Origin of the sequence: Pseudoalteromonas rubra (assembly GCF_005886805.2) — a bacterium.
GTDB classification, from domain to species: domain Bacteria; phylum Pseudomonadota; class Gammaproteobacteria; order Enterobacterales; family Alteromonadaceae; genus Pseudoalteromonas; species Pseudoalteromonas rubra_D.
In genome coordinates this window covers 1,160,105-1,180,618 of record NZ_CP045429.1, presented here as the reverse complement: position 1 = coordinate 1,180,618, position 20,514 = coordinate 1,160,105, and the positions used below count along the sequence as shown (strand labels likewise).

Below are 20,514 nucleotides of genomic sequence, written 5' to 3'. Positions count from 1 at the left end.
GGGGGATTTGTATAGACACCAACTTTAGCTTTAGCTCTATCTCACCTTCTCATCAATTTGCTTCAGCGTGATGCTTAAGTAGATACTGGCTCGCACGCGCCTGGGATGACTGAGTTGTTTGTCAGCTTTGATTGCACCCTGAACAAATTTCTGTGTTGTCCGCTAACGCAAAAAAGCGCCAGGTGAAGCTGGCGCTTTGCTGCGACTTAGGGCCTTAGAAGCCCGAATTCTGCGGCATGTTACTGGGTGTACTGATTAGCTCATGGCAAGTGCGGGGGTTGCTTTCGCAGTTGCGCGGGCTTTGACCTTACGTGCCTCGCGACGTGTCGCAAGTTTTACGTAGAAGGCCGGTAATACAAACAAGGTAAATAAAGTGCCTACCATCATGCCTGCAACCAGAATAATACCTATGCTGTTACGTGCTTCAGCACCTGCTCCGGTTACCAGCATCAATGGGAAGTGACCCAACACCGTTGCTGCAGTAGTCATCAGGATAGGACGTAACCGGGTTGCTGCTGATTCAACCACAGCATCCAGTTTACTGCGCCCTTCCTCTTGTAAATGATTCGCGAATTCCACAATCAAGATACCGTTTTTCGCAATCAAGCCTATCAAAGTAATTAAACCAATCTGAGAGTAAATATTCATCGTTGTCAGTTCAAAGTAAGACAGTGCCAGTGCGCCCATCATTGCCAGCGGTACGCTGCCCAGCAAGACCACCAGCGGATCTCTGAAACTGTTGAACTGAATGCTCAGTAGCAGATAAACAATCACCAAAGACACCGCCATGACACCCAACAGGCTGTTGCCTTGCTGTCTGATCTGTCTTGATTCACCCGCGTAATCAATCATGTAAGAAGGAGGCAGAACTTCTTTAGCGGCTTCTTCCAGCGCCGTTAGTGCCGCTTCTTTGGTTGAGCTTGGCAGCACACCACCGAAGATACGAAACGCATTTTGTTGACCAAAGCTGCTCAGCTGACGCGGTACTGTGGTCCAGTTGATTTCAGCAATGGCAGACAAAGGAACCATAGTGCCGTTGTGCGCCTTAATTTGCAGGCTCAGTAATTTCGACGGATCCGTTTTAATCTGGCTGTCTACCACAGGGATGACCTGGTACGCCTTACCCCTGGCGTCAAAGCGGTTCACATAGTTATTCGAAAGCAGGATACCCAGCTGACGACTGACATGGGCCAGGTCCATACCCAAATCTGCAATTTGTTCACGCTTCAGAGTTACTTCAATTTGTGGCAAGTCAATTTTCAGGTCTGTGTCTGCATACAGGAAGTGGCCACTGCCAAACGCTCTGCCTATCAACTGGTCCGCATACTGTTTCATTTCTTCATAACTGGCTGACGATTTGACCACCATTTCCACATCAAACTGACCCGCAGTCGGTAAAGGTGATGGCAAAATTGGCAGCGGATTAATACCCGGTAATTGTGCCAGACGACCATACACCTGAGGGATGAGTGACATCGTTGTGAAGTCACGCTCCGATGCGCTGATGAACTCTACCCCACCAAATGCACTGTTAGTGAAGATGTTTTGCCACATCTGCGTTGTGCCCGGCATTTCCAGTAAAGTATCAACCACACCATGCATGTTGTCTTCGTTGTAAGTCAGTGATGACTCAGGCGGAGACTGTACCAGTACATAAATCTGGCTTTGATCTTCAACCGGGGCCAACTCTTTTTTCGAGCCGGTGAAAAATGGCACGACCATCAAGCTTAATACCATGGCGCCTAACAGAATTTGATTGCGCCAGTTCAATGAAGCACTCAATACCGCTTTATACTTCTTACGTAACCAGTCGAACCCACCATTTACTTTGCGTGTCAGCTTAGTTTCTTTACCACCCGGAGGCGTTACATAAGCGCTCATGATAGGCGATAAGGTCACAGCAACAAATCCGGAAATCACGACAGCAATGGCCAGTGTAAAGGCAAACTCTTTAAATAAGATCCCGGTCAGCCCTGAAAGGAAGCCGATTGGCAGGTATACCATCGCCAATGTCAGCGTCATCGAAACAATGGGCACAAACAGTTGTCTGGAGCTTTCCAGTGCAGCCTGTAACTTAGGCTTACCTTCACGAATGTAACGCGAAACGTTTTCGACTACGACGATGGCATCATCCACCACCAGGCCAACTGAGAGCACGATGGCCAGTACCGTTAGTAAGTTCATTGAGAAACCGACCACATACATGGCTGCAACCGCGCCCAGAATTGAAATAGGAATGGTCACCAGGGGCACAGCGGCACTTCTGAATGAGCCCATCATGAACAAGACCACAGCCCCCACCAACACAACCGTTTCAACCAGCGTCTTAAAGATTTCGTTCAGTGCGTCACGCATATATAAGGTGCCGTCGTAGGCATAGTTAATGCGGATGCCATCAGGCAGGGTTTCATTGATTTCGTCGGTCATCGCATATAAGGCGTCACCAATGGCAATTTCGTTCGCACCAGGCAGCGGCCAGACCGAGATATACACGGTATCTTGCTGGCTTAAACGTGCACTGATAGTTGGCTGTTCAGAACCCAGTCTGACAGTGGCGACATCGCGCAGATAAATGGTTTCGTTGTTCGACTGTCTGATAACCATACGCTTGAATTCATTTAAATCTTTCAGCTGGGTGTTGGCCACCAGGTCAATGCGTTGCTTACTGGTCTCGGTAAAGCCCAGAGTAGCTATAGTGTTGTTTGCAGCCAGTGCGCTGTACACTTCGTCAGCACTCAGGCCAAATGCATCCAGTTTCGCTGAATCCAGGTCAACTCGCAGCGCTGGGGTACGGCTACCTTCTATCGCGACACGTTGCACACCCTCAATGCCATTAAGCACTGGTGTAACCTGACGTGATAAGTAATCCGTTAGCTGAATAAGCGACACGCCTTCATTTTCAATATTCAGATAGAACAAGGCATGAGGTCTGTCAGCGCGCTGTACAGTCACAACCGGATCTTCGGATTCTGACGGCAACATGTAGCTGACCTGACCCAGCCGAGCAGTCAGCTCCGCCAGTGCCTTGGAGCTGTCTTCATTCAGGTTAAGGTACGCAGTCACAGTGCTGACCCCAGCCGTTGTGGTCGATTCCACATAGTCAATACCGGGGACCGTGGCTGTTACACGCTCTATGGGTTCGGTCACAAACCCTTTTACTGTATCTGCCGATGCGCCGATATAAGTGGTCGAGACCACCAAGGACGAGCTTTCAATTTTAGGAAATTGCAGGACGGTGATCTTCAACACAGACCATAGCCCACCGATGCAAATCATGGCAGATAACACCACGGCCAGCACCGGCATAGTTACAAATCTATCCATAAAGTGGGCTTTATTTTTCATAGCGAAACTCCTTCTTTCTGAGTGTCTTCCATTGCAACAGACTGTTCGGGTTGCTGAGGCTCTGAGACAAACGTTTTCAGGCCGCTGCGCAGTTTGAATGCCCCCGCGCTGGCGATCAGGCGGTCTTCCTCAAGGCCATCCGTGATCATGACCATGTCGCCCAGACGCTCACCCAGCTCGACCTGCTGACGTGTTGCTCTGAGTGTGCCCTGCTCGTCTTTCTCCAGCAGGTAAACATAGTCACCCAGTTGGTCCTTAACGATGGCCAGGTAAGGCACCGCAATGACTTCCTGGTTAGTGCCTATCGGCAAGCTTATCTTAACCAGCTGATTCGTGTTCAGCTGCTCGGTACGCTCGATGCGCGCACGGTATTTCAGTTGTCTGGATGCTGCTGTCATACCAGGCTCTACCGACTCAACGTAAGCCACTTGTGGGGCTGCGTTGTCACCAACCAGAGACACGCGAATCGGGGTATTGATTGCCAGTGCCTGATACGTTTGTGGTACCGAGAAATCAACCCACATGTGCTCCTGCAATCCAACCATGTTGGTCAGTGTAGTGTTAGGTGCCAGGTATTGGCCGACTTGCAGGTCGTGTATCCCAACATATGCGGTAAACGGTGCCTTAATGATTTTCTTATCAATACGCGCTGTAAGTAAGTCGACCTGTGCGCGGAACTCAGCCAGCTGCGTGATGGCTTCTTCCAGTTGCTGGTCGCTGAACTTTTTGCGCTCGTGCAGGTTGCGATAACGGACCAGCGTGCTTTCCTGCTGCGTGACGCGCGCCCTGGCCGCGGCCAGTTGTGCCAGCTCTTCTGCATGATCAATCTCTAACAGGGGCTCACCCGCTTTGACTAAGTCGCCCGACTTAAAGTGCAGCTGAGTAATTTTTCCCGATACCTCATTCACCAGATTGATGGTTTGTGGTGCTTTAATCACGCCACTGATATCTATGTATGACTGATACGGTACTGTCTCTACACGCATTGCTTCTACCGTCGCGGCTTGCTCTGAAAACTCGGTATTACGTGCTTCGATCATGCGCCCTTTAAGGGCAATACTTCCTACTACCAAAGTGGCAACAACACTTGCTGTTGAAATCCAGGGTTTAATATTCATGACTTTCTCCTTTTCCTTTACCTTGGGGAACAGCCCGAAGGCTGCTCCTGAATAAAACTTTGCAAAAAGATACATCAAGCAAAGAATCTTTATATAAAGATATATGACCAAAAAAATTTGTCAATGTCTTTTGTGCGTATTTCCTTATGCTGCGCTATCGTGCTCGCGCTGCTTTTGATTTGCATGTGCTACAGCCAGATAGCCAGCCACACGTGCCGTGTTAATCAAAACCGCGGAATTAGCTTGTGCTGAACGACCATTGGTTACTTTATCAATGGCTTTCATAATGTATTTAGTGACCGCATTTCCACTCACACCTTCGGCCTCAGCGGCACGCACAGCATCATTAATCGCTTCATTGACTTCTTCACTGTCAATCGCATCTTCCTCACGGGTAGGCGTTGTGATAACTACACTGCGTCCTTCATCTAGGCGCCACTGCGTTTCAATGATTTCGGCCAGCAAATCAGCATCGTCGATACGTTGTGGTGCTTTAAAGCCACTCGAGCGACAGTAAAAAGCGGGGAAATCATCAAACTGATAAGAGATCACGGGTACGTTATGGGTTTCCAGGAACTCCAGCGTCAGGCCCAAATCCAGGATATTCTTCGCACCGGCACACACTACAGCAACGCGCGACTGGGTGAACTGAATTAAATCCGATGAAATATCCATGGTTTCCTGTGCACCACGGTGTACCCCGCCAATCCCTGCCGAAGAGAAGAAATCAATGCCCGCAATCTCTGCCGCGATTAGCGATGAGGCTACGGTGGTTGCACCCAGCTGTTTCTTGGCCAGTACCACAGGCAAATCACGAGTACTTACTTTAGGAATATTGGCCGTTGTTGCGAACAGCTCAATTTCTTCCTCGTTCATGCCTATCAGGAATTTACCGTCTGCAATACCAATGGTAGCAGGCACAGCACCTGATTCACGCACCGCGGCTTCAACCTTCAAAGCAGTGAGGCGATTATCCGGGTAATCCAGTCCATGGGTAATAACATTAGACTCAAGTGCGACAACAGGTTTGCCTTGTCTCAGTGCTGCTTGAACTTCTGGTTTAATAACTAATGGGATTGATAAGTTGTTCATAATTTTGTCCTTGTCATAATTCGTAAATTTAGTAATTCGGAAATTTAATCAGTTTATCTTTTTGCGCCGTAATTAACGGCTGGTATACGTTTTGCTGCCAGTCCTCAGGTACTTGAGGGCACAAGGCAACTGAAATCACTTCTTCACCGCAATTGAGCTCTTTACTCAAAATTGCCGTAATGGTTTGTGCAATGGCTTCTTTCGCTATGTCAGAAACCGGGCACGCAAAATAATGAATATCTACATGTGGCATGGTTTTTCTCCTTAAATACGTTAGGCGGTCAGCAAGCGGTTAAAGGCTTCTGCTTCACTCTGGTAATCAACAATACAGTCAAACAACTCTTCAACACCCGGGTGTTTAAGCAAGGCATAGTGGTCTGCCTCCAGGTGAATTGTGCGAGTTTCGTCTTCTGCATATCCCGGAATGTTTTCCAGGAATGAATAATCATCTCCTTGCGCTTTGAATATCACCTTAGGTGCCTTCACATTACGCTCCAGCAATTCGTTAAAGGTGTATTTGAATTCGTAGGTTTGCACCACGATATCAACAATGCGTTTCACCATGTCCTGATTGAGTGCTCTGTGGTTGGTGCAAACAAAGTCGATAAAGCTGGCTTTGTCGGTCACGACTTCCAGACACTTTTCAAGCACCGGACCGCTGATCTTCTGGAAGAACACTGAGTACAAGATGGTGACAAATGCTCCTGAACTGAAACACGGTACGCGTGCCCGGCTGGCAAACTGCGGCAGCTCCGGCGATCCAGGTGCAATCAGGTATAGATCCTTCACCTCATCCCCTGCCTGCTCCAGCTGGTGTGCTACTTCAAACGCCACTCTGGCACCGAATGAATACCCCCACAATGTGTAAGGACCTTCTGGCTGTGCTTCTTTTAGCAATTTAATGTCTGCACGCGCCATCTCACTAATAGTCTGGTACGGTACTTCCTGTTCATTGATACCATGTGCCTGAACACCAATGAATTCAGCCTGATCAGCCACTTTCTCTGCCAGAGGCTTCAGGCTCATGGGGTAACCACCCAGACCCGGCCAGCAGAATACTTTGCTGTCTTTTGATGAATTATTTAATGAGATCAGTCGATTGTCTGTGTCGTGATCACTTTCCTGAATATGCTGGGCCAAATCCTCAATACTGGGGGCCTGGAACAACGTCTGCATAGGCAGGTTCAAGCTGAGTTCCTTATTAATGCGGTTAAGTAAGGTCACCGCTGTCAGTGAGTTACCGCCGCTTTCGAAGAAGTTGTCTTTAACAGACGCTTTATCCCATTTCAGTGTTTGCTTCCAGATTTCTGCAATGTGTTCTTCAAGCGGGTTACGTGGCTCGATATAAGGCACGTCATTACCTAGCTGAGACAGCTTCTCGTTGTCACGTAAAGCGATATAATCCACTTTGCCGTTGGCAGTTTGCGGGAATGCATCAAACGCCACGATTTGATTCGGCACCATGTAAGTCGGTAAGCGACTTTGCAGGTCATCCTTCAGGATTTCTACCGGACCACGCATGTGGATAGCGTCTTCTTTCATCCCTTCACTACGCATCTGTTCATCAGAAACTTTGCCGCCGATACAGAAATAGAACGGCTTCATCTCTTTGCCTTGTTCAGCCAGGATAGCGCCGAAGCGATCCGCTGATGGCAGGTTATTCCCACTTTTCGAGCTGTAACCGGATGACATCAGACCAATATTCAGCTTGTTCATTTGTAGCTGTTGTAAGCGTCTGCCCAGGTCAACATAGTGTCGCCATGCTTCAGTCGTGTGGCTGAGCATAGATACACCAAAGCTGGAACGCTCATAGACCTGCTGATTAATCGCGATGACGCTTTTCTTCTCTATGAGTTTTTCAGACAGTGGCACAAATTCACCGCCTTGCAGCGAATACTGACCATTCTCCAGACCCTCAACACCTTGGATCTGCACTATTGACTCGACTTCTTGCAGTGGCACGCCTTGCGCCGCCGGGGTAATTTCATAACTGCCCAGGTATTGATCATCGTGCTCAACCGCGAGGCACTCTTGCAGTGACTCAGTGAATTCCCCTTTGCCAACAGCCAGCCCGAATAAAGGCAATACCTGATCAAACAGCCCCAGCATGTGTCCAGTTTCCATTTCCAACACTTCCAGAATGTTGTTTTTATAAACCGGCTCGATTGCCTGCTGCTTACCCAGGAAATGAACTTTCAGCTGAGCTTCACTGCGCTCGGCAACCGGGCGTACTAAATGCAGTGTGTGTTGCTCTGGCTGGTAGTAGTAAATACCGGCATCCAAGTCGAAAAGCTGATGAATTTCAACAAATAACTGAGTTGCGTATAGCGCACCTGGCGAAGCATAGCCATATTTAGGTAACAAACGCTCCTCACTTTTGAATTGACCAAAATAGCGCATGATCTGACCGAACTGACCATAGCTTAACTGGGCTACATCGATACTCTTTCCCGCACGCTCTGGTGTTGCGAGTAACTCAACGATGTCCTGCTGTGTCAGCTCTCCCCCTTCAAAGAAACGATAGGTTTTGCGTGCAAACACCGTTTCTGACTGACCTTGTGTTGGTTGTTTATTTGGTAATTCAAAAGATGGTTCATTTTTGAGTACCGCCTCTGAGCGGAAACCCGCATTAGAGAGCTGCGCTTTTACCTGAAGTTTGTTTTTCTTCGACTGGTGGTGCTCACCATGATTGCCCTGATCCATCACCGCCGCTTCACGTTTGTTCAGCTCAATACAGGCAATCAGATTCTGAAATCCAGTTCGCTCATCATTTTTGATCACCATAGCCGCGTTTTTAACCCAATCGTGCTTTTCTATCGCCAGGCGGATCTCATCCAGCTCAACCCGATAACCACGTAGTTTGACCTGATTGTCAACGCGACCCAGGAAGTGTGCATTGCCCTGATCATCGAGCTTAACGACATCCCCACTTCGATAAAGTACGCTGTGCTGCGGCTCATCAGAGTGCGGGTTAGAGATAAAACGCTCCTTGGTGATATCAGCTCTGTCAAAGTAACCACGCGCGATCTGCGCACCACTGATGTACAGCTCGCCTGATTCACCTGCTGCAACCGATTGTAGCTCATCATCCAGCACATAATAGTGCGTATTTGCTACGGCCTGACCAATTGAAATGGCCTCGAAGTCCTGCTCCAGTGTGCTTTGGGTTACTGTATAGCTGGATGAGTTAATGGTGCACTCAGTGGGGCCATAAAGGTTGGTTAACTTGAGACCCGGAAGCTCTTCAAAAAACTGTGCGGCAAGCTGTTTTGTCAGTGTTTCACCACCACTAAAGACGTGTTGTAGCGAGCTACAAAGTTGGATCCCTGGGGTGTCCAGCAGAGCCTGCAACAAGGTGGGTACACACTGTAAAACGGTAACTTCGTTTTCAATCATGGCATCAATCAATGCCATAGGATCGCGATACATGCCAGGCTCACTCGCCACCACACATGCGCCCATGGCACACGCCAGGATTTCCCATTGTGCCGCATCGAAGCTAAATGGCGTTTTTTGAATGATGCGTGTGCTATTATTAAACCCAAACTGCTGACGCAGCCAGCGCATCTGATTAACGATATTACCGTGCTCAATCATGACGCCTTTTGGCGTCCCAGTACTGCCCGAGGTATAAATCATGTATGCCAGATTTTCCGGGGCAACCTCTGCGCAGTATGTCTGCTCATTACTCAGCTCTTCCAGGCAAATGACCGTAACAGAAGGTCCAACAAGCGAGATGATTTTTTCTTTCAGGTGTGATTGCGTCAGTATCAACTGGGTTTTTGAGTCAGTGATCATGTGTAATACCCGTTTGTCCGGGTATTCAGGTGACAGCGGTAAATAACCACATCCGGCATATAAGCTGCCCCACACGCCGACTACCAAGTCGTCGGAAGGCTCAACAAATAGGCCTATATAGTCGTCTGGTTTAGCGTCAAGTTGCTGTAATGTAGCAGCAATCTGCTGTGCTCGCAGATCCAGCTGCGCAAAAGTCATGCTCTCATGATGACCAACAACTGCGGTCGCATCAGGTTGTGTTGCAACCTGATGGCGCATTAATTCAATTAGATTTATTGCTTTTATTTCCGCTTCAGCAAGCGCAACACCACTGGCTGATTGATGCGTGTTTGGTGAGTTTAGTAAGTTCATTTTTAAATCCCTTAATTAAATTTCGTTCATCTAAGTTTCTAAGTCTTCACAAATCCACTTGATGCCACTTCCCATCTTTAGCTTTTAAAGCCTAGTAGCTAAATCCTATGCAACAAGTTCCATACTAAGATAAATAAATATATCTTAATGTCAACATACTTTTTGTGAAGATATTTGATGTGATAACTCTTGCCACCAAGTTTGTTTTACAGTATCTTTAACGCATCAAAGAAAACAGAGAAGTAGTTTTTATGCAGAAACATGATTTAGTCGACACCGTAATTGCTCAATGGGAGAAAGAAAGGCCCGATATCGATCCCTCACCTATGGCCATAATGGGCCGCCTGGTCAGAACGGATGCTATATTCAGCAAAGAGCTGCATGGTGTATTCAGCCGGTTTGGCCTAAATGGGGGAGAATTCGATGTACTGGCGACATTACGTCGTTCAGGTGAACCATACACATTAACGCCTAACCAGTTATTACAGACATTAATGCTGACCTCTGGTTCCATGACCAACCGCATTGATAAGCTTGAAGCAAAGGATTTAGTTAAACGTAATCCGGACCCCAATGATCGCCGCGGAGTCATGGTCAGTTTGACAGAACAAGGGCTGGCGCTGATCAACGAAGTGGTCACCGAGCATGTGGCCAAAGGCCATTACTTGTTATCACCACTGGAAGAGGAAGAAAAACAGCAGCTGGCAAATCTGTTAAAGAAACTACTTGTCAATTTGCATCACTAATCAGGTTGCCCATGATGGCGCTACCTGGAAATAAATAAAAAAGAGGTAACGTTTAACGTTACCTCTTTTTTTTGGCTGTGGTAATGGCTTAGTGGACGCATTACCTGTGCCTAATCTCTCAAAAAAAGTCTGCCATCACAGCGGCGTAGTTAAAACTAAACACTACGCTGCGATGGCCATTCAATAGGTTATGCGCTTTGCATTCTCATGCTTTTCTGTGCACGGGCAAATAAACGCTCCGCTTCAGAGGTACAAACATTAAGCAGAAACTTTTGCCGTATTAGAGACAATAGCTGCTGTGCTGACGTGACTTCGATGACTGTACTGAATTGACTTACTTCGTGCAGCTCCCTGTAGAGCAAGTTGCGCAAGGTAAAGCGTTGCCCGCCCGTCACTCGGGAAAGTACCAGGTTATTCACAAAATTAGACTCAGGGTGCTGGTGGCTGTAAAAGTGCACCACATCAAAGTCCTTCTCCGTAACGGGAACCAGCGAGACACTGTAAAGGCTAACCTGCTCAGGTTGTAACAGCTCAATACGCACGTCTGACGCTGTGCGGGTTATTTTATAATGATAGTTTCCGACCTCGATGGTGCCGGACTGAGAAATACACAATGGCTCTTTCGGTGATTTTGAGCCAAAACCCACATCAAATAAGTAACTGTCATCCCCGATCTTCACCAAAGTAACCCGGTGAGTTCTGGCATTGTCTTCATTGCCGTTTAACAGTACCTTGGCCAGCAATGGCTGAACCTCATAACCCAAGTGTTCCAGTGCCAGGTAAGCCAGCTTATTTTGCTCAAAACAGTAGCCTCCTTTTTTCCTGAGTACCAGACGATCCAGCAAGGCTTCCTCCTGAAGCGATATTATCTCTGCGCCCAGTGCACTAATGCTTGAAAAGCTATACATTTCAAGATGCTTTTCCTGGATTTCCCTGAGCTGTGCCAAACAGGCATGCTGCTGAGTCAACTGAAGCGATTTAATATAATCTTGAATCATCATGATCATTTTCCTTTTCTTTGAGATTAACTTAAGGCTAGAACCTCAACTTAAGTTAAGGTCAAGAAAACAAACTAAATTTTTTGCCAGCAGTCGCGAAAAAGTGACTCTGCCTGGATTTTACCTGAGTTATCTCACCCTACACATGGTTATCCTGGACAACGTCAACTCCCCAGGTGGCCTGTCACTTCCTGCTAACAAAGAATTTTGAACGCTTTCACGGTAACTGTCTGCTCATTGCGACGTTTTTTTTGATGAACCAGCCAATCACTTGATATAAATCACACTCTACTCACACCTCAGTCACTGTAAAAGTACTGATTATTGCACCTAATGCCGATTGTGCCGAAACGGATTATTATAACCAAAATAAGGATAGTGCTTGTTCATGACTAAATTAAAGACACGACCTCTTATCTGCCCTTCTTTTTATTTCACACCCACTTCATTATGTGGGCACGTTAAAGGCATACATTTAGGTGTTACATTTGCCACCAGCAACTCATGTTAGACATGCCCCCTCTGACTCACAATCACTGGAACACCCCAGCCTTTGGTAAAAAGTACATGACGAATAAAGCCAAACCTTAGCAAACTTGCCTCGATATAGTGGCACTACCATAGGCAACGTCAACTTATCGGGATTTCTTTAGATTCGATAATCTGAGCTTGTAAAAAGGCGCTCAATGAGCGCCTTGGATTTTTATGGGTAAACCTGGCCTAACAGGCGTTTATTTATAAGAATAATTCAACGTCACACCGCTGTAATTGTTGTAGCCATAAAGGCTTATGTGCCATACACCCGAGCTTGGGTTAGTAAATAAGCATTGCTCTTCATTGCCATTCTTCCAGGGACGACAGGTGTAATTGTTTGCATCTGGCTGAGCGTTGTACCTTACATACAGATCAGCATCTCCAGTACCACCGGTGATGGTCAGCGCCATCTCTTTAACCCCCTGTGGAATATCCCAGGTGTAGTGCGTCCAGCCATTCTGGTTGCCCTGTAAATTTGGCAATGAACCATTCACAGGCGTTACACCACCCGGATCACCGCCTCCCTGACAGCCATTGGCAGCAATGTAGTCTGATGCGGCTTTGGCCTGAACGATACCATGGCCATAATAATTGTCGCGACCCGCCGCACCTTTGTCTTTGGCAGTTGCGTTCAGGGCGGCCCGGATCTGCTGGTTATTACACTGACTGTTGTGGCTCCACACCAATGCTGCGACACCAGCAACATGAGGTGAGGCCATGGATGTACCGCTCAGACTCCGATAAGTATTAGTCGGGTAGGTTGAGTTAACGCTGGAACCAGGACCCGCAAGCTCAACCTGATCGTTGTACTGAGAAAACGATGAACGACTTTCGCTTGAAGTAACAGATGCCACAGAAATAACTGAGTTGTAGGAAGCCGGATAAGACTTAGAGCTGTTACCATCGTTACCAGCAGCAGCCACTAATATCATGCCCCCATCAACGAAATTCTGCATCGCAGTATTTTCACTGTTGGAGTAATTACCACCACCCAAACTCATATTCACAACCTGAGCACCGCCATCTTTACATTGCTGAATTGCATTCACCAGGTTCGAAGCATAAGTCCATTGCCCGTTGTCATCGAAAATTTTGACAATGTGCAGATCCACACCGGGATACACACCGACCACGCCCTGATTGTTATCCTCTGCCGCGATGGTTCCCGCAACGTGTGTACCATGGCCATTGCCATCATTGTTCCAACGACCCACCGCATTGTTGTTCGCAACCCCGGTTGCATTACCATAAGGTAAATCGGGGTGGCCAAGGTTGTAGCCTGTATCAATCACGCAGACTTTTCTTGCAGAGGTATTGGACTGAGGCAATAAGTGACCCTGCACCATAGTAATCCCATACGGTGTGCTCTGTGCAAAAGGTACGATTTGATTCGCAGACTTAGCTAAGGGTAACACATAACGCTTGGGGTCTATTTCGATTGAGTCAACGGACGAAAAGCCTCGCAGTGTCTCCAGGCTGTACTCATCCAGCTCTGCCACCATCGCTTGCTGACCATTGAGTGCAAACAATGGCTCCGCACCTGCAGTAAACAGATAGTTGAGTGCAATATAATTATTAAAACTGTTTTTGCCCCCCGACAATGTCTCTTTAAAGCGCACTATGTAACGATTGCTGGCACTCTTTTTAGATTTGCTTTGTAGTTTTGCTTCTTCGGTATGCCCCTGAAAAACAGGCTCTTGTGCGAACGCTGGCAAGCTCAATGCAGTAAACATTAGGGTGGATAGGGTTGATAGTTTAAAACGTGTGATACTCATGTCTTCTCCTTGTTGTACCTTGTTGTATTGTTACTCTTTTTCTAACTGACAATGCACTTAAACAACCGCCCATAGCCACCGGGCAAACAAGTGGTTTAACTACTTGTACCTATACAACAAGGTCACTTACTGCGATAAACATGTCAGTACTGTGTTGTGAAACTGTTAACAAAGGTAGCAACTGGAACGGTCCAATTTCAACATGTATTCAAAAAAACTGTTATAATATTTCATCCAGCAGACTGTTAAAAATGACATAAAGATTGATATTTAATGTAAATTTATTGAAATTTATGTATCTGCACTTGAGGGAAACTGAAGGAACATAACAATACTGGTCGCACGAAAATTAAAAATGTAATGCTCATGATGAATATTATTCAGCGAGAAAAATGACAGTAATAACGCAACTCCCCCCAAAAACCGACACGACTCTTACCACACTTGGCGCTGTGCTGCATTTGGAGTGGATACAACTATCATCGGCATAAAACTCAGCCACCCATGGCCACCTTAACCACGAACTCACTGGCTCCAAAACCCACACCGCGTTTACCGATACCTTACCCATAGCTTTTTGTTTATCACAGTACACTCAAATTGTACCTAGTGATAAACTGGGGACTTCACATAAATAGCATAAGCAGGGTCTGTATTTTTCCCTCACTTTGCAATCAATCATTTTGGTTTATAGGCAGTCACCATATGAAAGTACTAAAGGTTTTGGGTATTGGGATTAGTAGCATTTTTGTCTTCTTTATTGGGATAGCGATTATTACGGGTTTAAACAAAGCAGATCCGGACGAGACCTTTATTCCCTTCTTAGAACAGCAAATGCCACAAGTCACGAACTGGGATCTTGATTTTATTCAGAGCCTTATGATTGAACAAGCCGTATCATCCGCAACACCAGAACAATGGCAAATGTACATAGAGAAAATCTCGACACTGGGTAAGCTTGAGCATATTGAAGGTATACAACTTGAAAACATGAATACAAGAACTTCCTTTACAGGCAATACGACAACGACCGCGGTTTATCTGCTCTCATTACAGTTCAGCACGGGTCCCGCACATGCCAGACTTATTCTACTGCACACTGAAGAGGGCGGCGTCAAAATTCAACATCTTAAGTTTTTAGCAGACAGGCTAATGCAGTGATGGCTGCCAGCAAGTTCTGCTTCTAATCTATGAACGAGCTCGGCTTATATCTTGCCAGCCTGACATCACCTGCTCTTAGCTTTCATCTATGCAGACAGGTTCAAAACTGGTGTAGCAGCCCGCGATGACCTGGCATAATGAAGGACTGATTGTCGATACAGGCGTTGACTCAATGAAATATCCATTTTTCTTCTTAATCCTTGCACTGATATCAAACAACGCCTGGGCCTGGCGAGTCGGTCAGTGCAGTGGCGAGTGTGGCGACTTTCTTCGCGCAATCTCAGGCGGCAACACGGGCATACTGGCACTGGAAATTGCGCTGTTTGTATTTGTTGTCCTTTACCTTTTTATTAAAATCTTGGAGAAATGGGATAAATAAACAGGCACAAGCTTATACCCTGTTTCACCTTAGACTCACCCGGAAAAATCGATTGTGACACAGATCTGACTCCCCTCTATGCGTTGCGTGTATTGCCAGTTTTGTTGGCGACAAACACGTTCAACAATGATTTTTCCGAGCCCATACCCTTGCTCTGTGCCAGAAAAAAACTCGCGGACATGCGCCGATTGCCCGGGTTGTAATGTATTGCTCACGCTAAAAGTACTGTCTGTCACACGCAGCTCTATGTCCGCATCTGTCGAGTGCTGAATGGCATTTCTGACCAGGTTGCTAATCACAATCAGTCCATTCACGCGTGTGATGCTTGGGCTATTTTGCGACGATGCGATCAAAGACAGCGTTTTGCCATTTTTATCCGCCTGACACTGAAACGCTAACAAGACTTCCTCAACCACTGAGGCCAACTCAGCCTGCGCCGTTTGTCCTGTTTTATCCTCTCTTGCCAATTCAAGTAGTACGGTGATCATGTCTTCCATACTATTAACTGCACGCTCCAGTCGTGCCAGCGGTTTTGCCAGCGCCGGCTCCCTTTCACTGTGCAGTTTTAACAGCTCATTGGCGCCTTTGATCACCGTCACTGGGGTGCGTAATTCATGACTGGCAAAACTGGTAAACTCGCGCTCTCGCTGAACGAACGCTTCAATACGCTGCGCATAGTCAGCCAGTGTTTTATTCAGCAGGCCGATTTCATCATCTTCATATTTGTATTCATTGATAAATCGCGCATCTGACGACCCGTCACTTTTTTTAACCTGCTCAATCAAAGTAAACATCGGCGCAAGCGAGCGTTTCAACACAAGATGAAAAATCACAAAAAACAGCAAAATAAACAACGTAAAACTGGAAAAAATAATCTGCATCATCATGCGCTCGAGGTTTTCAGAAATTTCCACCTCATTGACATCATAAATGAAGTAATACAAAGAATTATCCGGCATTCTGGCAACGGCATAATGAAAGTCTTGTTCGTCGGGATGTTCCAGCTCAAACACGCCAGGTGTGGTGCTGTCGATGTACTCAGCAAGCAATGGCGGAATATCAGCAAACCGGGCATAGGCCACTATCCCTTCAGGGAATAAAAACGTGTGTCTCTGAGCATAGTTTTGACTAAACTGAGTCACAGCCCGGCTCAGTTGCTTTTCAAAAATATAATCCTCTGTGCCTTTGGTTGCGGCAAATACCACCAGCAAACTCAGCATGCAAAACACACTAAAGCTGGCGATAAACGTGGCCTTAACACGCTGACTCAGGCTCAAAGTACGAGCAAAGCGAGCTAACTTTGACTGACAATCAGATAAAAACAAGCTGGTACCCCTGACCATGTTTTGACTGGATCTTTAAGTGTTCCGCACACCCCGCCAACGACTTTCTCAGATTATAAACATGACTTCTCAATACATCATTCTCTGGCAGCAGGTCGCCCCAGAGTTGAAACTCCAGCTCTGCTTTATCCACCAGGTTTGGGTGACTTTTACATAGTAAAGTCAAAATTTTAAAGGTGGTTGGGTTTAACTTCAGGGCCTGGCCATTGAAACATGCCGTTTTGTTCTTCTGATCTAACGCCAGACCATTCACGGCCAAAACAGAGTGGTAATCATTTTGTGCCTTACGGGTGTGGGCAAGCAACCTGGCATATAATTCAGCAATGGCGAAGGGCTTAAGAATATAATCATCCGCCCCGGAATCAAATCCGTTCAGCTTATCATCCAGCCGATCTTTTGCTGTCAGCATTAAAATGGGCACCTGAGGCTGCTGCCCCTGGCGTATCTGAGCCGTGGCTTTTAACCCGTCCAGTTTGGGCATCATGATGTCCATCACAATCGCGTCAAACGTTTGCGATTGTGCCAGACTCACAGCCATTGCCCCGTCATAAGCAAAGTCAACCTGATGGCCTTTGGCCGTTAAGTAATCTCCGATATTCTCTGCAATATCCAGATGATCTTCTGCTATTAATATTCGCAACACCGCGTTACACCTCAGTTCTCAATTAAAAGCGATAGATCAGACCAAGGCTGGCCTCGACTTCATTGTCACTGCCCGCTCTCACTAATGGACTGTCTGCCACTTTTGAGGCATACACCTCATAATCCACTGCGAACGATAATAACCAGCTTTTGTTAAACGCGTATACCCCGTTTGCACTTATCCCGTAAGACTTTAATCCACCACCGAGCTGATAAGATGAGTAAATACTCTCCCTGGCTTGTGCAGCCGTAATACCAAACTCAGTTTGCATGTGGTCACCGTTTGCAAAACTGATATCAGCCCCCAGCTCGAGTTTTAAATCTGACTCATTCACTATTCGATAGTGGACTGTCACAAACCCCACACTGCCCTTTTTGGGATCTCCCCCTGTATAAGTTTGCGCAAACACGCCCAATGTCAGTGACCCATGAATTTGCCATGCAGCCCCTGCGCCCCACTCCATCATTTCATCTATGTCACCCAGTCCATCTAAACTCGTGTCACTGGCCTCGTTTTGCTCCCTTCCCTCTTCAAAGTTGAGCCAGCCACGCAACACAAGATCAGGCTGAAGTTGATAGAATACCGCGTTGCTCATCAGGTTGGATTGAAACGCCCAACGTTGGGATCGATAAGCAACTTCAATATAGGGGTCAGCCTCTGTCACCGTCTCGCCCGAGCCGTGATATTCAGGTTCGGATTCAATGCCAAGCCCAAGGGCATATCGCCAACCTGCTGGTGGCTCAAATACAGCGACAGGTCCGGCGATGTCGATTGGCATAGACATCATTTCGGGCTCTGAGTTTGCCAACACAGGTAAAGCGTACAAAGCAGATAATAATAAAATAGCGTGGTGTTTCATTGGTCAGTCATCCTCTGATACGGTTACTGGGCACTGTGACAGAGAGAATGTCAATGAAATGTCGAACCAGGCATTGACACTTCATCGACAATTAAATGGGTACGCTGAGACTTCCTTTAACTGTTCGGGCTAAAACCTATGATGCCTATTTTATTTCTGCTGTTTCTGAGTGTCTGTGCCATGATTTACGTCTACCGTTTCCGGGGCTGTGCGCGATTTACCACTGTGCATGAATATCTGCGTAAAGGCTGGCCTATTTTTGCGCCGTTAAATGTTTTTCTCTATGTGACATCTCACCGACGTGCGCGGGCACCTTTTACCAGTGTGGATGATTACCCGGAACTGAAGCTGCTACAGGATAACTGGCAAATCATTGCTGCCGAGGCGTCACAGTTAATGGCCAGCGGCCAGTTTATTCAAACGACTGCGCAGGAGAACGCCAGCTATTATGATGTCGGGTTTCGTACTTTTTATAAATATGGCTGGAGTAAGTTCTATTGCACCTGGTACGGAGAAACACTCCACTCAGCTAAAGCGTTGTGCCCCAATACCGTTGCACTCTTAAAATCGATCCCCAGTGTAAACGGCGCCATGTTTACCCTGTTGCCCCCGAATGCCCAGCTTACCCGTCACCTTGACCCGGTTGCCTGCTCTTTACGCTATCACCTGGGGCTGGACACGCCGAACGATCCCGATTGTTTTATTTCTGTCGACGGAAAAAGGGCGTTCTGGCGCAATGGTCACGCATTTATGTTTGATGAAACCTACCTGCATTACGTGAAAAACGACACCAGGCAGTACCGACTGATACTGATGTGTGATATCGATCGGCCAGTGAATATACTGGGCCGCCCGGTCAACTGGCTCTATAAAAAGTTTGTACGCTTGTTACTCGTGCCAAATTTACCGGGCGATCAATCCGGACCATTTAACCGACTATTTGCTCGCCTCATGCCCACGCTGAGCCGGGCAAAAAAACTAAAAAGAACCAATCCCAGGCTCTATTACCCGCTGAAGTGGCTAGTCAACTTCAGCCTGCTCGGTACCCTGTTACTGGTACTTGCCTTGATATTTAGGTTGATAATTGCGGTGGTTAATTAGATGCCTTTACCAGATGCGGATACCTGATTTATGCAGGTGTTCGCAAGTGCCTCTGGAATATAGCTTGCTTTAGGGGTACGAATAATGACATTCATGTCATGGGTCACTACTGAGTGCAATGCAAGTGATAAACAGCCTGGCACCTTAATGTGAGGAGGCAACTCCCAAAGGGGGCGTGACTTTGGTCATTAAGTTAATCACTTCTATACTTATTTGATGTTAGAAAAGTTGTATATCAATAATGCACACTGAAAAACCCGCTGAGGAGCCTGCACTGGTTGATCTGAGTAGGGCATTTATCCATTGGGTGCTTGGTTTCCTCATTTGTGTACTACCCGGCCCTATATCAGCAATGAACAAATCAGCCGAGATTGTTATTCCACTGAACAATTGGGCGAGCCAACGAGTACTGTCACATGCCGTAGGTGACATGGTCAAACGCTATGGATTTGCCGTTAGCTACCGCGATATGCCTGCGCGCGACCAATGGGGAGCTTTGCAAAAAGGGTTAATTCACTTTCAGATTGAGATCTGGCAGCAATCCATGGCGGGGTCATTCAACAGAATGCTGGATAACCAGTATATTGTTGATTTAGGCATGCACGACGCGATGGTCCGCGAGGAATGGTGGTACCCCGACTATGTCGCAGCGCTTTGCCCCGGGCTACCCGACTGGAAAGCACTCAATGCCTGTGCTTCCTTGTTTTCAGCCAAACCTGAAGAGGCCAAAGGCACCTTCTATACAATTGACTGGGATTATCAGGACGCGGACTTAATACGCGCATTAGGACTTAACTTCACAATAGAACGCCTCAGTAATGAAGCAGAACTTTGGCAGAAACTGGAACAAGCCAGTGAGCGCAATCAGCCAATTGTACTCATAAACTGGACTCCTAACTGGACGGACTTTTACCGACCCGGACAGTTTGTCGAGTTTCCTGCGTATGAAAAAGCCTGTGAGACCGAAGCTGGCTGGGGTATCAATCGCAACCTGATCAATGACTGCGGTAATCCGCAACAAGGCTGGTTAAGAAAAGCAGGCTGGCCAGGTCTGGAGCAGACTTACCCTTGTATCTATAACCTGCTAAAGAAAGTCAACTTTTCACAAAACATGATTGCTGATGCGTCGGCTCTGTCTATTATCGAGGGGCATACGGAATTGCAGGCTGCCCAACTATGGCAAACCAAATACGCCCCTGAAATAGCACACTGGCTGGATCCTGCTTGTTTAAACTAGCAATCTGCGCGGCAATGACCGCGCAATAAATTGC

General features: G+C 47.0%; 15 protein-coding genes. 5 read left to right on the top strand and 10 right to left on the bottom strand.

Annotation, left to right across the window (positions count from 1 at the left end; genetic code table 11):
• Positions 1-255: 255 nt before the first annotated feature.
• The 5 genes from CWC22_RS05070 to CWC22_RS05050 form a co-directional block, all read right to left on the bottom strand.
• Entirely contained in the window at positions 256-3,345 is a 3,090-nt protein-coding gene (locus CWC22_RS05070; protein ID WP_138538921.1) for an efflux RND transporter permease subunit, read from the bottom strand.
• Complete coding sequence (locus CWC22_RS05065; protein ID WP_138538922.1) at positions 3,342-4,463, bottom strand: efflux RND transporter periplasmic adaptor subunit; 1,122 nt, start codon at positions 4,461-4,463, stop codon at positions 3,342-3,344. Before CWC22_RS05065 ends, CWC22_RS05070 begins: the two co-directional genes overlap by 4 nt.
• A gap of 144 nt (positions 4,464-4,607) precedes the next feature.
• Positions 4,608-5,555 carry a pseudouridine-5'-phosphate glycosidase gene (locus CWC22_RS05060; protein WP_010386798.1) on the bottom strand — a complete coding sequence of 316 codons (948 nt, stop codon included), beginning with the start codon at positions 5,553-5,555 and terminating at the stop codon, positions 4,608-4,610.
• Between the two features lie 28 nt (positions 5,556-5,583).
• Positions 5,584-5,808, bottom strand: coding sequence for an indigoidine synthase IndC (locus tag CWC22_RS05055; RefSeq protein ID WP_010386797.1), 225 nt, complete (start codon positions 5,806-5,808; stop codon positions 5,584-5,586).
• A 20-nt stretch (positions 5,809-5,828) separates the two neighbouring features.
• Positions 5,829-9,704: an amino acid adenylation domain-containing protein gene (locus CWC22_RS05050; protein WP_138538923.1), complete on the bottom strand. Its 3,876-nt coding sequence runs from the start codon at positions 9,702-9,704 to the stop codon at positions 5,829-5,831.
• A gap of 251 nt (positions 9,705-9,955) precedes the next feature.
• Here CWC22_RS05050 and CWC22_RS05045 point away from each other — a divergent pair, with 251 nt between their 5' ends.
• Positions 9,956-10,450, top strand: a complete 495-nt coding sequence (locus CWC22_RS05045) for a MarR family winged helix-turn-helix transcriptional regulator (protein WP_125562084.1) — start codon at positions 9,956-9,958, stop codon at positions 10,448-10,450.
• Between the two features lie 188 nt (positions 10,451-10,638).
• On the opposite strand, the gene CWC22_RS05040 is transcribed toward CWC22_RS05045, so the two are convergent.
• Together CWC22_RS05040 and CWC22_RS05035 are read right to left on the bottom strand one after the other, a co-directional pair.
• The gene (locus tag CWC22_RS05040) at positions 10,639-11,451 is read right to left on the bottom strand and encodes an arylamine N-acetyltransferase family protein (RefSeq protein ID WP_171045103.1); all 813 of its coding nucleotides are present in this window, start codon (positions 11,449-11,451) and stop codon (positions 10,639-10,641) included.
• 728 nt (positions 11,452-12,179) lie between these two features.
• The gene (locus CWC22_RS05035; protein ID WP_138538925.1) at positions 12,180-13,757 is read right to left on the bottom strand and encodes a S8 family serine peptidase; all 1,578 of its coding nucleotides are present in this window, start codon (positions 13,755-13,757) and stop codon (positions 12,180-12,182) included.
• A 705-nt stretch (positions 13,758-14,462) separates the two neighbouring features.
• On the opposite strand from CWC22_RS05035, the gene CWC22_RS05030 reads away from it, so the two are divergent.
• Positions 14,463-14,918: a hypothetical protein gene (locus CWC22_RS05030; RefSeq protein ID WP_138538926.1), complete on the top strand. Its 456-nt coding sequence runs from the start codon at positions 14,463-14,465 to the stop codon at positions 14,916-14,918.
• Positions 14,919-15,042: 124 nt separating this feature from the next.
• A complete protein-coding gene (locus CWC22_RS05025; RefSeq protein WP_125562092.1) occupies positions 15,043-15,297 on the top strand; it encodes a hypothetical protein in 255 nt (84 codons plus the stop codon).
• Positions 15,298-15,332: 35 nt separating this feature from the next.
• Here CWC22_RS05025 and CWC22_RS05020 read toward each other — a convergent pair whose 3' ends face one another.
• From CWC22_RS05020 to CWC22_RS05010, 3 genes are read right to left on the bottom strand one after another with little or no spacing between them, the layout of a single operon-like run.
• A complete protein-coding gene (locus tag CWC22_RS05020; protein WP_171045104.1) occupies positions 15,333-16,622 on the bottom strand; it encodes a sensor histidine kinase in 1,290 nt (429 codons plus the stop codon).
• On the bottom strand, positions 16,609-17,283 hold the full coding sequence (locus tag CWC22_RS05015) for a response regulator transcription factor (protein WP_138538928.1): 675 nt from the start codon (positions 17,281-17,283) through the stop codon (positions 16,609-16,611). The genes CWC22_RS05020 and CWC22_RS05015 overlap by 14 nt, the downstream gene beginning before the upstream one ends.
• A 22-nt stretch (positions 17,284-17,305) precedes the next feature.
• The gene (locus CWC22_RS05010; protein ID WP_125562098.1) at positions 17,306-18,142 is read right to left on the bottom strand and encodes a MipA/OmpV family protein; all 837 of its coding nucleotides are present in this window, start codon (positions 18,140-18,142) and stop codon (positions 17,306-17,308) included.
• A gap of 138 nt (positions 18,143-18,280) precedes the next feature.
• Here CWC22_RS05010 and CWC22_RS05005 point away from each other — a divergent pair, with 138 nt between their 5' ends.
• Both CWC22_RS05005 and CWC22_RS05000 read left to right on the top strand, forming a co-directional pair.
• Positions 18,281-19,243 (top strand): aspartyl/asparaginyl beta-hydroxylase domain-containing protein, encoded by a 963-nt coding sequence (locus tag CWC22_RS05005; protein ID WP_138538929.1) that lies wholly within the window; start codon positions 18,281-18,283, stop codon positions 19,241-19,243.
• Positions 19,244-19,595: 352 nt separating this feature from the next.
• Entirely contained in the window at positions 19,596-20,480 is an 885-nt protein-coding gene (locus CWC22_RS05000) for an ABC transporter substrate-binding protein (RefSeq protein ID WP_230090621.1), read from the top strand.
• Positions 20,481-20,514 lie beyond the last annotated feature (34 nt).